Consider the following 15409-nt stretch of genomic DNA (forward strand, 5'->3'; position numbering starts at 1 on the left):
GAGGCGACGGGCTCAGTACGTCCGGGAAAATGCCGAACCATTCCGTGTGGGGCGATTGCGTCAGGGTGAACTGCTGCCCGCACTGGGGTTGGTGGCGGTCATGCTGCTGCTCCTCGGCGTGCCGGTCTACCTGATCACGGTTCCCGCGTTCGACCGGCTGGAACGCTCCGAGCTGAGCCGGGAGGCCGAGGAGCTGCGGGTCGCGATCAGCGCCCAGGCGCAACGGCTGACGGATTTCGGCGTCACCAACTCGATCTGGACCGCCCTGTACGAGGACGTCGCCGCCGGTGACGGGAAACGGTTCGCCGTCGACGTGCCTCCGGCGCTGCTGGTGAAGCAGTACCAGATCTCGGCGGCGGTGATCGCCGGCCCGGACGGGCGGGTACGCGGCGGCGGCCTGATCGACGGCTCGCGGTACACGGCCCTGCCGGCGCCGCTGGACGACCCTGGGGTGTTACGGGGGTACCTCCGGGACGGAGCCGGGGCCGGGGAGTCGTACTGCGGGCTCACCAGCGTGACCGGGACCCCGGCCGAGTTCTGCTCGTTCCCGGTCTACCAGGACGAGGGGGTGGGCTCGCCGAACGGGTCGCTGATCCTGCTGCGGATCCTGGACGGGCCCGGCCTGGCCTCGCTGGCCGGGCAGACCGACGACGAGATCACGTTGCGGGACCGGCCGCGGGCCGGCGCGCAGCCGCACGGCTCGCTGGACAGCCTGTTCGGCACGATCGAGGTCACCACCGCGGCCGTCGGCGACAAGATCGCGGTCGCCTGCACGATCACCGGCGTGGACGGGGCCGCAGTCACCCTCGAAGGGCTCAACGACCGCCCGATCCGCGGCCAGGCCCAGACGACCCTGCTCCAGCTCAGCATCGTGGTGGTCCTCGCGGTGATCATCGCCGGGGTGGCGATCAGCGTGGCGATGCGCCGTGCCGTCCGCCGCCGGGTGCAGCCGCTGCGGCGTACCACCGAACGGATCCGCAAGTCGGGTGACCTGGCGCTGCGGATGCCGCCGTCCGGGGATCCGGACATCGACGGGATCGGCGAGGCGATCAACGAGATGCTCGCCTCGATCGCCCGGCACGCCGTCGAGCTCGTCGAGATGCGCACCGAGCAGGAGGAGGAGCGGATGCGCGAGCTGGCCGAGCAGGAACAACGGCGGGAGGAGACGCTACGCCGGGTGGAGGCCGAGTCGGAACAGATCATCGGCGGGGTGGCGTACCAGCTCGGCGACGCGGTCCGCGGCGTCGACGCGGTCAAGACCTCGGTGCAGGAGATCAACGAGGGGGCGGCCGCCGCGCACTCCGCGACCGAGCTGATGGCCGGCCACGCGGCCCGCGCCGATCAGGCCGCCGAGGCGCTCACCGTCAGCCTGCCGGCGACCCGGGAGATGGTGGCGATGATCGCCTCGATCGCCGGGCAGACCCGGATGCTGGCCCTCAACGCGACCATCGAGGCGGCCCGGGCCGGGCACGCGGGTCTCGGTTTCGCGGTGGTCGCCGACGAGGTGCGCAAACTCGCCGACGACACCGCCGAGTCCACCGAGCGGATCACCGCGACCCTCGCCACGCTGACGACCACGGCGACCGACGTGTCCGGCGCGGTGGCCACCATGACGGACACGATCGCGAGCGTACGGGAGGCGATCAGCCAGGTCCGTACCGTCGCCGACGCCCAGCACCAGTCCATCAGCGGCCTGGTCGATCAGGTCCGCACCGCGATCAGCCAGATCGACGACTTCTCCGCCGACCGGACCCGTCTCACCGAGGGGCCGGCCGCATCGACGGACACCGAGATGGAGTTGTTCTGACCGATATGGGGTAATGGCTGGTGATGCGGTCTGATCTTCCGGAGGTACGGGCGGGCGCGGCGGCCGCCGTGGCGATCCTGCTCCTGGTTCCGTTCGTGCTGCTCGCAGCCCTGGTGGCGGGCGACTGGGCGCCGTTGCACGACCTGGACCGCTCGGTCACCGACAGCCTGAACCGAGCCGCCCTGGACCATCCCGCCCTGACCACGGCGATGACCTGGTGGACGAACATCTTCCAGCCCAACGTCTTCCGGCTGGCCGCCCTGGGCCTGGTGATCTGGCTGGTCCGGAACGGGAACCGCGGCCCGGCCGTCTGGGTCGCCGTCACGATGATCGCCGGCGGCCTGCTCGGCGGCCTGCTGAAACTCCTGGTCGGCCGGGACCGCCCGGAGCTGCTGGAGCCGGTCTCCTCGGCCGTCGGCCAGGCCTTCCCGTCCGGTCACGCCCTGAACAGCGTCCTCGGCATCGCGATCTTCCTGGTGCTGTTCCCGCACAGCCTGCCGCTCCGGGTGGCCGCCGTCGTGATCCCGGTGGGCACCGCGATCAGCCGGGTGGTCCTCGGCGTGCACTGGACCAGCGACGTCGTCGCCGGGCTGCTCCTCGGCGTGGCCGTGGTGGTGGTGTCGCTCGCCGTCTTCCAGCGTCTCGCCGGCCGGCGGCGCGTCCCGGAGAACGTCGCCGGCTGACGGGCGCCGCCGCCCGCCCCCTCGGTCAGCGGTAACGCAGCAGGGGGGCGTCGATCTCCTCCCAGCGCTGCCGCAGCGCGGCGGCGAGCTCCGGCTTCTTCGCCGCCAGGTTCGCCTGCTCGCGCGGGTCGGCCTCGACGTCGTAGAGGGCGTCGGCGCCGCCCGTGGTCAGGCGCAGGTACTTGTACTTTCCGCGGCGCAGGGCGCGGCCGGAACGCGTACGCCAGAAGAGATCCCGCTGGGGCGCGGCCGCCCCGCGCAACAGATAGCCCGCGAAGCTCGCGCCGTCCAGGGGGTAGTCGGCGTGCGGCTTGGCGCCGGCGATCTCCAGCAGCGTGGCGGTCCAGTCGTGGGTGACCACCGGCTCGTGGCTGACCTGGCCGGACCGGATCCGGGCGGGCCAGCGGACGATCACGGGAACCCGGATGCCGCCCTCGCTGAGGCTGGCCTTGTTGCCGGTGAACGGCCAGTTGTACGAGAACCGCTCGCCACCGTTGTCACTCTGGAAGATGACCAGGGTGTCGCGTTCCTGGCCGGTCCTGCGCAGCGCGTCGAGCACCTGCCCGATCCGGGTGTCCAGGTTCTCCACCATCTTGGTGTAGGTCTCCAGCGACCCACCGTCGTAGTGGAACAGCGCACGGCCGTCACCGGCCTTCACCTTGGCGGTGATCTCCGCGCTGATCGCCCGGTCGCCGGGCGCCTCCCACGGCCAGTGCGGGCTGGTGAAGTTCAGGTGCAACAGCCACGGCTTGGTGTGCGAACGGCGCACGAACGCCTCGGCCTTGTCCGCGATCAGGTCGGTGTAGTACTGGTCCGACTCCACCGGCGTCTCGCCGTCGTACAGATCGTGGCCGTTCCCACTGATCTTCGAGTAGTAGTCGAGGCCGCCGGAGTAGTTGCCGAAGAACTCGTCGAATCCGGCCCGCAGCGGGCTGAAGTGCGGCAGGAAGCCACCGTGCCACTTGCCGAGCAGGGCGGTGGTGTATCCGGCCGACCTCAGCAGCGACGGCAGGGTCGGATGCGACGAGGGGATGCCGTCGGTGGCGTTGGCGGCGCTGATCGGCTCGGGCAGGCCGCCGGGCGTGCGGCCCGGGAACCGTCCGGTGTAGAGGGCGACGCGGGTGGGCGAGCAGACCGCGCCCGCCGAGTAGCCGTTGGTGAACCGCACCCCGCCACGGGCCAGCCGGTCCAGGTTGGGCGTCCTGATCAGCGGCGAACCGTAGCTGCTCAGGTCACCCCAGCCCAGGTCGTCGGCGAGGATGAACAGGATGTTCGGGCGCTTCGAGCTGCCCGGATGCGCCTTGAACGGCTTCTCCTGCCCCTGCCGGTCGCCGCCCGCGAGGGCCGCCTCCGGGGCGAGGGTGGTCGCGGCGGCGGCGCCGGCGATGGCGCCGAAGACACCACGCCTGGTGGTCCCACGGTTGGTCACGTCATCTCCTGTGGATCGTGGAAGTGCAGTCGCACATTATCCATCGAACCGATAGGAGTAAAGGTACTTGCCGGAATGCGGGACACTGTCCACGTGCATCGATGGGTCACCGCCTGGCGCACCGAACGGATCACCCTCAGCTCACCGGCGCCCCCGGACGCCCTGCTGCGCCACCTCCGCGCCGGCATCGACGCCCGCCACCGCCGGCGCGTGCCGCAGGCCCTCTTCGCCGATGCCGAATTCGTGATCATCGGCCGTGCCGACGACCGGGGCATGGCGATCACCGCCGCCCGCCCGCACGTGGGCAACGACTTCCGAACACATCTGATCGGCCACATCACGCCCGACGGCTCCGGCAGCCGGCTCCATGGGCACTTCGGCGTGCGCCTGCGGTACCGGCTCCTCGCCGCCGTCCTGCTCCTGACGGCGGCCGGCTCCTGGCTCGCCGTCACCATCCTCGCCATCGGCTCGCTGCACTCCCGCGGGCTCACCTGGCAGGCTCCGGTCGTCATGCTGGTGATCACCGCGTTCTGCCTGGCCTTCCCCGCCCTCCTCGAACTCTGCCTCCGGCTCGCCGCCCCCGAGGCCGACCACCTGCGCGGCTGGCTCACCGCCCGCCTGGCGACCGTCCCCCGCTCACCGGCCCCTCACCGGCCCGCTTCCCGCCCGCCTGCCGCCCCCGACGGCGGGTTCCGCATCCGCCCACCGCACCCCTGAGCCCGCTTCCGTTTCCGCGCCCCCGGAGCCCGGATCGCTGCCGGCCGGCACGGGCGGGCGGACAGCTCCGGACCGGCGTGGCGGTCACCCCCTCGCCGGGAACCCGCCGAGGAGTCCGGGGACCGGGCTCGACTCGACCAGGTCGGTGTCCGGCGCGATCGGGTCGGTGATCGGCTACCAGGTCTACACGCACCGGTTCTTCACCGTCTCGACGGCCGACGGTAAGCGGTATCCCGCCGAGAAGGCGTCCGTCGAGGCGGAGGCGCTCGGTGGCCTGGAATCCTACGGCGTCTACATCGACGTGCCGGAGTCGTTCCGGGCCGGGACCCTGCGCGTCGACCCCGTCGCCGGGCTGCGCCAGGCCGACGGCGACCCGATCACGTGGATCGTCACGCCGAAGGGCGGCGGCTTCCCGATCAAGCTGGCCGGCTGATCGGGTTCCCGGCAGCATGGGCGTATGACGAAGCTGACTGTGCGGGAGGCGGCGGAACGGGCGCCGCAGGGCTGGGTCGCGCTGCCGGGAATGCTGCGGACCCGGCTGCGGACCGGGGGTTTCGCCGCCGGGCTGGAGCTGGTGAACGCGATCGGCGCCGCCGCCGAGAAGGCCGATCACCACCCCGACCTGGATCTGCGCTACACCTATCTGGACGTCACGCTGAGCAGCCACGACGTCGGTGGGATCACCGGGCGGGATCTGCGGCTGGCGGCGACGGTCAACGAGCTCGCGGCCGCGGCGGGCGTCGCCCTCGAGCCGGCCGGCGCGGTGCTGCTGGAGTGGGCGCTGGACACGCCCGAGTCGTCGAAGGTGCTGCCGTTCTGGCGGGCCCTGCTGGCCGGGGAGGAACGGTCCGGTGAGGTCGTCGATCCGGCCGGACGGCTGTCGACCGTCTGGTTCCAGGAGTCCGGCAGCGAGGAGCCGCGCCAGCGCTGGCACCCCGACCTGTGGCTGGATCCGGCGCAGGTGCAGCCCCGGATCGACGCTGCGCTGGCCGCCGGCGGCACGCTGGTCAGCGACGAGGCGGCGCCGAGTTTCTGGGTACTCGCCGACCCGGAGGGCAACCGGGTGTGCCTGTGCACCTGGCAGGAGCGCGGTTGAGAACGGGCATGGCGAAGCGGGGCGGGGTGGACCGAGACCACCCCGCCCCGCCTCTCACCGATCAGGCCGCGACAGTAGCCTGTTCGGTGACCGGAGCCGCCGTCCCGCCGGACAGGTGCCGAAGGTAGGCCGGCAGGGTCAGGAACTCCGGGCAGGTCCGCTCGGAGAGCAACACGCTCAGCAGGGTGCGCGCCTGGCCGAAGCAGCGGGCCCCTTCCTCGTCCAGGGCGCCGGTCTCGCTGAGCACGTCGAGTTCCTCACGCAGCATCCGGTTGACCATGGCGGCCGTGACCGGCACGCCGTAGTCGGTCGGCGTACCCGTCGAGATCCACTGCCAGAGCTGGGCCCGGCAGATCTCGGCGGTCGCCGCGTCCTCCATCAGGCCGCCGAGGGCCACCGCGCCCCGGCCGCCGAGCCAGGCGGCGGTGTAGCGCAGCGCCACGCTGACGTTGGTCCGCAGCGCGACCTCGCTGACGGTGACCGTGGTGTTCTTGATGCCGAGCAGGTCGGCGGCGGTGACCCGCACGTCCTCGCGCTTGCGCACGATCTGGTGCGGTTCGTCGCCGAGCCACTGGTCGAACACCTCACGGCAGGTCTCGACGAGGCCCGGGTGCGCGACCCAGGAGCCGTCGAAGCCGTCGCCGACCTCGCGCCGCTTGTCCTGGCGGACCTGGTTGAGGGCCCGCTTCGCGGCGACCGGGTCCCGGCTGGGGACCACGGCGGCCATGCCGCCGATCGCGTGGGCGCCGCGCTTGTGGCACGTGCGGACCAGCAGTTCGGTGTACGCCCGCATGAACGGCGCGGTCATGGTGACCTGGGACCGTTCGGGCAGGACCACGTCCGGACGGTTCTTGATCATGCTGAACAGGTAGTCCCAGCGGCCCGCGTTCAGGCCGGCCGAGTGCTCGCGCAGCTCGTACAGGATCTCTTCCATCTCGAACGCCGCGTTGATCGTCTCGATCAGGACGGTGGCCCGGATCGTGCCGCGCGGGATGCCGAGGTGTTCCTGGGCGAAGACGAAGACGTCGTTCCAGAGGCGGGCCTCCAGGTGCGACTCCATCTTCGGCAGGTAGAAGTACGGTCCGCTGCCCCGGTCGATCTGCCGCTGCCCACAGTGGAACAGGTACAGGCCGAAGTCGAACAGCGAGGCCGAGACGGCCCGGCCGCCGATGCGCAGGTGGCATTCCGGCAGGTGCCAGCCACGCGGCCGGACCATGATCGTCGGCGTGCCGGCGCCGATCTCGTACCGCTTGCCGTCGGCGGCGGTGAAATCGAGCGTGCCGTCCAGCGCGTCACGCAGGTTGAGCTGGCCGAGGATCACATTGTCCCAGGTCGGGGACGTGGCGTCCTCGAAGTCGGCCATCCAGACCTTGGCGCCCGAGTTGAGGGCGTTGATGGTCATCTTCCGCTCCGGCGGGCCGGTGATCTCGACCCGGCGGTCACGGAGATCCGGCGCGGCCGGGGCGACCTGCCAGGACAGGTCGTCCCGGATGTGCCGGGTGGAGGTGAGGAAGTCCAGGTCGGTGGTACGGGTGGCCCGGCGGCGCCGGCGGCGCTCCAGCAGCTGAACCCGGCGGGCGCCGAACTCGCGGTCAAGCGCCACGATGAACTCGACAGCCTCAGCGGTCAGGATCTCGGAGTAACGGCCTGCGGTCGTACCGGTGATGGTGATCTCTTCGGCGCCCATGGTCTTCTGTCCCGTCCTGACTAGAACTGCTCGGCTTCGGTGGAACCCGACAGCGCCGTGGTGGAGCTGTCCGGGTTCAGGGCGGTGGAGACGGCGTCGAAGTAACCGGTGCCGACCTCGGCCTGGTGCTTGGTCGCGGTGTAGCCGTCGGCCTCGGCCGCGAACTCGGCCTCCTGCAGCTTCACGTAGGCGCTCATGCCGGTCTGGGCGTAACCGCGGGCCAGCTCGTACATCGAGTGGTTGAGCGCGTGGAAGCCGGCCAGGGTGACGAACTGGAACTTGTAGCCCATCGCGCCGAGCTCCTTCTGGAAGCGGGCGATGGTGTCGTCGTCCAGGTTCTTCTTCCAGTTGAACGACGGCGAGCAGTTGTAGGAGAGCAGCTTGCCGGGGTGCTTGGCGTGCACGGCCTCGGCGAACTTGCGGGCGAACGCGAGGTCCGGCTTGCCGGTCTCGACCCACAGCATGTCCGCGTACTCGGCGTAGGCGACACCGCGGGCGATCGCCGCGTCGTCGCCGGGGGTGACCCGGAAGAAGCCCTCGGAGGTACGCTCCCCGGTCACGAACGGCTTGTCCCGCTCGTCCACGTCGGTGGTGAGCAGGTCCGCCGCGAGCGCGTCGGTCCGGGCGATGACCAGCGTCGGCACCCCGGCCACGTCGGCCGCGAGGCGGGCGGCGTTCAGGGTGCGCACGTGCTGCTGGGTCGGGATGAGCACCTTGCCGCCGAGGTGGCCGCACTTCTTCTCGCTGGCCAGCTGGTCCTCCCAGTGCACACCCGCGGCGCCGGCCGCGATCATGCCCTTCATCAGCTCGAACGCGTTGAGCGGGCCACCGAAGCCGGCCTCCGCGTCGGCGACGATCGGGGCGAACCAGTCACGCTCGTACCTGCCGTTCGAGGTGTCGATCTGGTCGGCGCGCAGCAGCGCGTTGTTGATCCGCCGGACCACCGCGGGAACCGAGTTCGCCGGGTAGAGCGACTGGTCCGGGTAGGTGTGGCCGGAGAGGTTGGCGTCCGCGGCGACCTGCCAGCCGGACAGGTAGATCGCCTTGAGGCCGGCGCGCACCATCTGGGTCGCCTGGCCACCGGAGAGAGCGCCGAGAGCGTTGATGTAGTCCTCGGTGTGCAGCAGGTCCCACAGCTTCGCGGCGCCCCGTTCGGCGAGGGTGTGCCGCTCCTGCAGGGTGCCCCGCAGCCGCACGACGTCCTGCGCGGTGTAGTCACGCTTGACGCCGGCCCAGCGGGGGTTACTGGCCCACTCCCGGGTGAGGTCCTCAGCGGTACCGCCCCGGTTCTCGAACTCAGTCATCTCAAGATCCCTTTCCTGCCCTGTCGCTTTTCTTCCGCGTTCTTCCTCGTGGAAGAACTTCACTCTCACGGATCCCACCAGCCCCAATGAAGGGGTAGGTCGAGGAAAGAATCGCGAAAATTCTGTTACCGTAAAACCCGTGACCGCTTCACCTTCTGACGATCCCGCTGTCGACCTGGTGACCCTCGGGCAGCGCCTGAGACACCTCCGGCGCACCCGCGGCATGACCCTCGACCAGCTCAGCGACGCCGTCGGCCGGGCGCCCTCCCAGCTCTCGCTGATCGAGAACGGCAAACGCGAGCCGAAGCTGTCGGTGCTCCAGGCGATCGCGAGCGCGCTCGGCGTACCCCTGCAGGATCTTCTGCGCCCGGAGGCGCCGAGCCGGCGCGCCGCCCTGGAGATCGAACTGGCCCACTTCCAGCAGAACCCCACCTACACCGCGCTCGGCCTGCCGGTGGTGAAAGCCGGGCGGCGCCTGCCGGCCGACGCCCTGGAGTCACTGATCGGCCTGCACCGCGAGATCAACCGGGTGCTCACCGAGCAGAGCGCGACCCCCGAGGTGGCACGGCGCGCCAACGCCCAGCTGCGCGCCGACATGCGGCGCCGCAACAACTACTTCGCCGAGATCGAGGTGGCGGCGGCCGAGGTCCTGCAATCGGTACGCCACACCACCGGCCCGCTGTCCCAGCGCGGCATCCTCGACATCGCCGCGCAGATCGGGTTCAGCCTGCACTACGTCAACGACCTGCCCACGTCGACGCGGTCCGTCACCGATCTGAAGAACCGCAGGATCTACCTGCCCCAGGTGGCCAGCGGCAAGGGTCACGACCCGCGGGCCGTGGTGCTGCAGACGCTCGGGCACTTCGTGCTCGGGCACGCCGACCCGGCCGACTACGGCGACTTCCTGCGGCAGCGGGTCGAGGTCAACTACTTCGCGGCGGCGCTGCTGATGCCGGAGAAGTTCGCCGTCGACTTCCTCGCCGAGGCCAAGGCCGACCGGGCCCTGGCCATCGACGACTTCCGGGACGCGTTCGGCGTGTCGTACGAGACGGCCGCCCACCGGTTCACCAACCTGGCCACCCACCACTTCGGCATCCCGGTGCACTTCGCGCGGGTGCACGAGAGCGGGATCGTCTACAAGGCGTACGAGAACGACAACGTGCGCTTCCCGTCGGACGTGACCGGGGCGATCGAGGGACAGCCGGTGTGCCGCAAGTGGGCGTCCCGGACCGTCTTCGAGGCCGAGGACCCGTACTCGTCGTTCTACCAGTTCACCGACACGACCGCGGGGACGTACTGGTGCACCGTCCACGTCGAGGCGACCAGCTCCGGGCTGTTCTCGGTGACCGTGGGCACGCCGTACGAGCACGCCCGCTGGTTCCGCGGTGGGGACGTGTCCGGGCGTACCACCTCGAACTGCCCCGACCCCGACTGCTGCCGCCGCCCGCCCACCGGCCTGGTGGATCGCTGGGCGGGCAACGCCTGGCCCAGCGCCCGGGTGCACTCGCACCTGCTCGCCGCCCTGCCGCCGGGCACCTTCCCCGGCGTCGACAACCGGGACGTGTACGACTTCCTGGAGCGGCGCGCCGTCTCCTAGCCGTCCGCACACCCTTCATCAGATCGATCGCTCCCGGAAGCCCTTCCAGCGGAGAGTCGTCGTCCCAGCCCGGGCGCGTGGTGAACGCCGCGCCGCCCGGGGTGGTCGTGCTCGTCGTCGTCCTCCGGCGGAGCGATCCCGAACACCGTCGCAAACCGGGCGCCGAACGCCTCCCGCTCCCGGTCGGTGTGCTCACGCCACGGTCGATCGACCATGTCACGAGACCACGTCTCTGAGAGTTCTCCCAGAGAAGCCGGGAAATGGCGGGGGTGGACGCTGGTTTCGCAGGCATGCAGCGACTGTTGGTGGTGGACGACGAGGCGACCGTCCGCGAGCTGCTCTCCGAAGCCCTCCGGTTCGCCGGCTTCACCGTGGAGTCGGCGGCCACCGGCGCCGAGGCGGTGACCCTGGCCGGCCGCGAGCCACCCGACCTGACCGCACAACGGCCGGAGGCGGGAGACGGGCGCCCTGTCCCGCCGCGACACTGACCACGCGACGGCCGGAGGCGAGAGACGGTCGTCAGGAGGGGATGGCGGCGACGGCTTCGATCTCGATCAGCAGGTCGTCGCGGAAGAGGCCGGCGACCCGGACCAGGGAGCTCGCCGGTGGGCGGGTCACGTCGACGAACTCGTCGCGGACCCGGCGGAGGGTCGGCAGGTCGGTCGTCGCCGTCACGAAGTAGGTCAGTTTGATCACGTCGGCCCAGGTCGCCCCGGCCGCCGCGAGAACCGCACCGAGATTCCGGAAGACCAGCCGGGTCTGCTCCTCCCAGCCGTCCGGCACCACGCCGTCCGTGCCGATCGCCACCTGCCCGGAGGTGTGCACGATCCGGCTGCCCGCCGCCACCACGACGGCGGGACTGAATCCGTTCGGTGCGGGCGGCTCGGGGAATTCGAGGATCGTCATGTGTCCAAACTAGATCAGCCGCCGGACGACGAGGCCGCCGGACGGGAGATCGCCGGACGGGAGGCCCGGAGCGGATCAGCTGCCGCGGAGGGCTTCGATGGCTTTGATCAGGTCGTGCTGGGAGATCGGGGTGACCGGGCCGCCCCGCGCGTCCTGCATCGCCTTGGCCAGCTGCACCCGGCGCAGCACCTCCTTGATGTCCGCCCCGGTCATTCCGCCGCTGGCGACGCCGAGGGCCGGCAGATCGAGATCGTCGCCGAACATCCGGAATCCCGAGGTCTCGTGCGCGCTGATCAATCCGCGGATCATCTTGCGGAAGATCTCCGCGCGGCTCGCCTCGTCCGGCCGCGGCACACTGATCTTCACGTCGAAGCGGCCGGATCGGATGAGCGACTCGTCGACCCGTTGCGGGAAGTTGGTGGTGGCGACGACGATGACGTTCGGGTTCTCCTCGATGAGGTCGTTCATCTCCTGTTTGAAGATCCCGGCGACCGCGTTGAGCGCCTGGCTGGCCGCGTCCCCGCCCATGCCGGCGTAACTGACGATCGAGTCGAACTCGTCGAACAGCATCAGCGTCGGCGTCCGGTACCGGCGGGCGTCCCGGAAGATCTGTCTGATGTTGCGTTCGGATCCGCCGAGCCATTTGTCGAGGATCTCCGGGGTGCGGATCTCCCGGAAGTCGGCGCCGATCTCGTTGGCGAGCGCCCGGGACAGCATGGTCTTGCCGGTGCCGGGCGGCCCGTACATCAGAAGTCCCTGCGGGCGCCGCGCGCCCCACCGCGCCATCGCCTCCGGATGCCGGAACGAGACGGCGATCTGGCGTAGTTCGGCGACGACGTCGGTGAGCCCGCCGACCATGTCGAGGGTGACGGTCCGGGTGGTGGCCGGGGTCTTGGCGAAGCCTTCCCGGCTGATCACGTAGTGCCGCCCGGCCAGCGCGTCCGGCCCGGCCAGCTCGGTCACCACCTGCAGGGTGAGGGTGACGAACGCCCGCAGGTGCGCGGCGCCGACCTCGTCGCGCGGGACCCGGCTGTGCAGGGTGGCGACGCCCGCCTCGTAGGTCACGGTCGCCTCGATCCCGGCGGCGGCGTCGGCGAGCAGTTCCGGTTCGCGATCGACGGGCTTGTCGAAACCCAGTTTCCGGTACGCCGCCGCGGCGGCCGTGCCCACGCCGTCGACGAGACGGGTCACCACCTGGTCCCCGTCGGCGATGCGGCGGGCCAGCATCGGGCCGAGCGGGTCGATGTTGAGCACGAAGCCGCGCATCATCTTCTGCGCCTGGCTGGCGGACGGCACCGCGGTGATCCGGGCGGTGAAGACGTGCTCGGGCCCGCCGGTCCCGTCGACGGTCAGGTCGACCCGCTGCACCGGTGGCGGCCAGGAGGCCCGCCGCAGCAGCTCGACCGGGTTGACCCGGGCGGCGGCGAGCAGGGTGGACGCGTCGACCAGTTCGACGGTGGCGCCCGCGTGCTCGAAGGTCTCGGCACGCGGCCGGGCGAAACTCGCGTCGGTCATCAGGTCCTCCGCGTTCGACGGGGTCGGATGAACCAAGCGTGACACGGCATCGCATCATGTGCGCATGTCGATCCGCACCTACCGGCACGTGCCGTGGCTCGTCGTGAGCGCCTTGGTCCTGCTGTTCGCCGGCGGGACGGCGGCGACGATCATCGATCGGGCGATCGACGAGGGCACCTACGAGTACTGGGTGAAGGCGATGCTGTTCCTGGTCCCGATCGCCCTGTTCCTGTTCTTCGTGGCGGGTCAGTTCCGGGTTCGCACGGTGATCGACGACGAGGCCGTCAGCCAGTTCTGGGTCACCAGGAGTCACCGGATCCCGCTGGACGAGATCACCGGCATCGAGATGGACGAGGCGGGCCGCCGGTTCTTCCTACGGGTGTTCCGGGGTGAGGAGACGTACGAGGTCATCCCCTGCCATGTGGTGTGGGCGCCGTTCATGACGAAGGCTCCGCGCGCTGCGGTCCGGGTGGAGGCGGACCTGCGCCGTTCGACGGGCATTCTCGTTTGACCCGCGCGGGAGCGGGCATGACCGGTGCATGAGTGACTTCCTCGGCAAGGCGAAAGAGTTCGCGGACCAGCACGACGAGCAGGTGGACCAGGCTCTGGAGAAGGGCGGCGACCAGATCGACGACCGCACCGGCGGCAAGTACTCGCAGCACGTGGACCGCGGTGTCGACGAGGCGCAGAAACGCACCGGCGACGGGGACACCATCCCGGGCTGACCGGGACCATGGCCCTCCCGATCGAGGACTACGCGATCATCGCGGACACGCAGACGTGTGCGCTGGTCGGGCGCAACGGGTCGATCGACTGGCTCTGCGTGCCACGATTCGACTCCGGCGCGATCTTCGCGGCCCTGCTGGGTGACGCGGAGAACGGGCACTGGACGATCGCGCCGGCCGGCGACCACACGGTGCGACGGTGGTACCGGGACGAGACGATGGTCCTGGAGACGGAGTTCGAGACCGGCGGCGGTGTGGTGCGGCTGATCGACTTCATGCCGCCCCGGACCGCCACGCCGGACCGGACCGAGTCGCCGTCGGTGGTCCGGATCGTGGAGGGCGTCCGCGGTCAGGTCGACCTGGAGATGACGCTGCGGCTGCGGTTCGACTACGGCAAGGTCGTCCCGTGGGTCTACCGCGAGCAGGACGCCCTGGTCGCGGTCGCCGGGCCGGATTCGGCCTGGCTGCACACGCCGGCACGGCTGCACGGCGAGAACCTGTCGACCAGGGCGACCATCAGGGTGAAGGCGGGCGACCGGGTGCCGTTCGTGCTCACCTGGCGCCCGTCGCACCTGCCGCCGCCGGAGACGATCGACCCGGTGCACCAGCTCGGGGTCACCGAGGGCTACTGGCGTGGGTGGGTGTCGGCGTGCACGTACGAGGGTGAGTGGCGCGACGCGGTGATCCGCTCGCTGCTCACGCTGAAGGCGCTGACGTACGCGCCGACCGGCGGGATCGTCGCGGCCGCCACCACCAGCCTGCCGGAGAGGCTCGGCGGCGTGCGGAACTGGGACTACCGGTTCTGCTGGTTGCGGGACGCCACGATCACCCTGCAGTCGCTGCTGTACTCCGGGTTCCAGAGCGAGGCGAAGGCGTGGCGCAAGTGGCTGCTGCGGGCGATCGCCGGCAACCCGGACGAGCTGCAGATCATGTACGGGGTGGCCGGTGAGCGCCGCCTCGACGAGTACGTCGCGGACTGGCTCACCGGTTACGACGGCAACCCGGTCCGGATCGGCAACGCCGCCGCCGACCAGTTCCAGCTGGACGTCTACGGCGAGGTGATGGACGCCCTGCACCAGGGCCGGCGGGCCGGTCTGAAGGCCGACGACCCGGCCTGGGGTCTGCAGGTCCAGTTGATGGAGTTCGTCGAGGAGCACTGGCGCGACCCGGACGAGGGCATCTGGGAGGTACGCGGCGAGCCCCGGCACTTCACCCATTCGAAGCTGATGGCGTGGGTGGCCGCGGACCGGGCGGTGAAGGCGGTCGACGAGTTCGGGCTGCCGGGCCCGCGCGAGCGCTGGGACGACCTGCGCGCCGAGATCCGCGAGGACATCCTGACCAAGGGGTACGACCCGGAGCGCCGCACGTTCACCCAGTACTACGGCTCGGCCGAACTCGACGCCGCCCTGCTCATGGTGCCGCTCGTCGGTTTCCTGCCGGCCGGCGACGAGCGGGTGGCCGGCACGGTCGCCGCCATCGAGGAGAACCTGCTGGTCGACGGTTTCGTCCAGCGGTACACGCAGCGGCACGACGTCGACGTGGACGGTCTGCCGCCGGGCGAGGGCGCGTTCCTGGCCTGCACGTTCTGGCTGGCCGACAACTACGCGCTGATGGGCCGGCAGGACGAGGCGCGGGAGACGTTCGCCCGGCTGCTGGCGTTGCGCAACGACGTGGGCCTGCTGTCGGAGGAGTACGACACCGAGGCCGGCCGCCTGGTCGGCAACTTCCCGCAGGCGTTCAGCCACGTCCCGCTGATCGACACGGCCCGTACGCTGACCGCCTGCAACGCTCCGTCCGAGGCCCGCGCCCGGGAGGGCCTGCGCTGAGAAATCGCTTTCCGCCACTGCCCCGGTGAGCCAGGAGTCCACCGTGGACGAGACGACAGCGGCGGGCCGGGGGCCTATGCCCGTCCGACGAGACCTTGCTGACCGCCGCGCTGGAGA

The 15409-nt window shown here is 70.8% G+C and carries 15 protein-coding genes; 10 read left to right on the forward strand and 5 right to left on the reverse strand.

Annotation, left to right across the window (positions count from 1 at the left end):
* The first annotated feature begins 46 nt into the window (after nt 1-46).
* Together Aut01nite_RS02750 and Aut01nite_RS02755 are read left to right on the forward strand one after the other, a co-directional pair.
* Entirely contained in the window at nt 47-1807 is a 1761-nt protein-coding gene (locus Aut01nite_RS02750) for a methyl-accepting chemotaxis protein (protein WP_152629149.1), read from the forward strand.
* A gap of 23 nt (nt 1808-1830) precedes the next feature.
* The gene (locus Aut01nite_RS02755) at nt 1831-2490 is read left to right on the forward strand and encodes a phosphatase PAP2 family protein (RefSeq protein ID WP_052164671.1); all 660 of its coding nucleotides are present in this window, start codon (nt 1831-1833) and stop codon (nt 2488-2490) included.
* A gap of 25 nt (nt 2491-2515) precedes the next feature.
* Here the strand turns inward: Aut01nite_RS02755 and Aut01nite_RS02760 are convergent, their stop codons facing one another.
* A complete protein-coding gene (locus tag Aut01nite_RS02760; protein ID WP_043533738.1) occupies nt 2516-3919 on the reverse strand; it encodes a sulfatase-like hydrolase/transferase in 1404 nt (467 codons plus the stop codon).
* Nucleotides 3920-4012: 93 nt separating this feature from the next.
* On the opposite strand from Aut01nite_RS02760, the gene Aut01nite_RS02765 reads away from it, so the two are divergent.
* From Aut01nite_RS02765 to Aut01nite_RS02775, 3 genes are all read left to right on the forward strand, one after another.
* Nucleotides 4013-4636: a hypothetical protein gene (locus Aut01nite_RS02765; protein WP_152629148.1), complete on the forward strand. Its 624-nt coding sequence runs from the start codon at nt 4013-4015 to the stop codon at nt 4634-4636.
* A gap of 145 nt (nt 4637-4781) precedes the next feature.
* Entirely contained in the window at nt 4782-5069 is a 288-nt protein-coding gene (locus Aut01nite_RS02770; RefSeq protein ID WP_043533736.1) for a hypothetical protein, read from the forward strand.
* Nucleotides 5070-5093: 24 nt separating this feature from the next.
* Complete coding sequence (locus Aut01nite_RS02775) at nt 5094-5732, forward strand: 4a-hydroxytetrahydrobiopterin dehydratase (protein ID WP_043533735.1); 639 nt, start codon at nt 5094-5096, stop codon at nt 5730-5732.
* 61 nt (nt 5733-5793) lie between these two features.
* On the opposite strand, the gene aceB is transcribed toward Aut01nite_RS02775, so the two are convergent.
* A complete protein-coding gene (aceB, locus tag Aut01nite_RS02780; protein WP_043533734.1) occupies nt 5794-7419 on the reverse strand; it encodes a malate synthase A in 1626 nt (541 codons plus the stop codon).
* Between the two features lie 20 nt (nt 7420-7439).
* Nucleotides 7440-8723, reverse strand: coding sequence for an isocitrate lyase (gene aceA / locus Aut01nite_RS02785; RefSeq protein ID WP_043533733.1), 1284 nt, complete (start codon nt 8721-8723; stop codon nt 7440-7442).
* A gap of 139 nt (nt 8724-8862) precedes the next feature.
* Between aceA and Aut01nite_RS02790 the strand changes: the two genes are divergently transcribed.
* Entirely contained in the window at nt 8863-10320 is a 1458-nt protein-coding gene (locus Aut01nite_RS02790) for an XRE family transcriptional regulator (protein ID WP_043533732.1), read from the forward strand.
* A gap of 290 nt (nt 10321-10610) precedes the next feature.
* Nucleotides 10611-10808 carry a response regulator transcription factor gene (locus tag Aut01nite_RS02795; protein WP_043533731.1) on the forward strand — a complete coding sequence of 66 codons (198 nt, stop codon included), beginning with the start codon at nt 10611-10613 and terminating at the stop codon, nt 10806-10808.
* Between the two features lie 31 nt (nt 10809-10839).
* On the opposite strand, the gene Aut01nite_RS02800 is transcribed toward Aut01nite_RS02795, so the two are convergent.
* Both Aut01nite_RS02800 and Aut01nite_RS02805 read right to left on the reverse strand, forming a co-directional pair.
* On the reverse strand, nt 10840-11226 hold the full coding sequence (locus Aut01nite_RS02800; RefSeq protein ID WP_043533730.1) for a RidA family protein: 387 nt from the start codon (nt 11224-11226) through the stop codon (nt 10840-10842).
* 75 nt (nt 11227-11301) lie between these two features.
* Nucleotides 11302-12741 (reverse strand): ATP-binding protein, encoded by a 1440-nt coding sequence (locus tag Aut01nite_RS02805; RefSeq protein WP_043533821.1) that lies wholly within the window; start codon nt 12739-12741, stop codon nt 11302-11304.
* 64 nt (nt 12742-12805) lie between these two features.
* Here Aut01nite_RS02805 and Aut01nite_RS02810 point away from each other — a divergent pair, with 64 nt between their 5' ends.
* Genes Aut01nite_RS02810 through Aut01nite_RS02820 form a run of 3 tightly spaced genes read left to right on the forward strand, consistent with a single transcriptional unit; the run spans nt 12806 to nt 15292 of the window.
* Complete coding sequence (locus tag Aut01nite_RS02810; protein ID WP_043533729.1) at nt 12806-13252, forward strand: hypothetical protein; 447 nt, start codon at nt 12806-12808, stop codon at nt 13250-13252.
* A gap of 28 nt (nt 13253-13280) precedes the next feature.
* Entirely contained in the window at nt 13281-13466 is a 186-nt protein-coding gene (locus Aut01nite_RS02815; protein WP_043533728.1) for an antitoxin, read from the forward strand.
* A gap of 8 nt (nt 13467-13474) precedes the next feature.
* Entirely contained in the window at nt 13475-15292 is a 1818-nt protein-coding gene (locus Aut01nite_RS02820; RefSeq protein WP_043533727.1) for a glycoside hydrolase family 15 protein, read from the forward strand.
* Nucleotides 15293-15409 lie beyond the last annotated feature (117 nt).

It is taken from the genome of Actinoplanes utahensis, assembly GCF_016862455.1.
Classification (GTDB): domain Bacteria; phylum Actinomycetota; class Actinomycetes; order Mycobacteriales; family Micromonosporaceae; genus Actinoplanes; species Actinoplanes utahensis.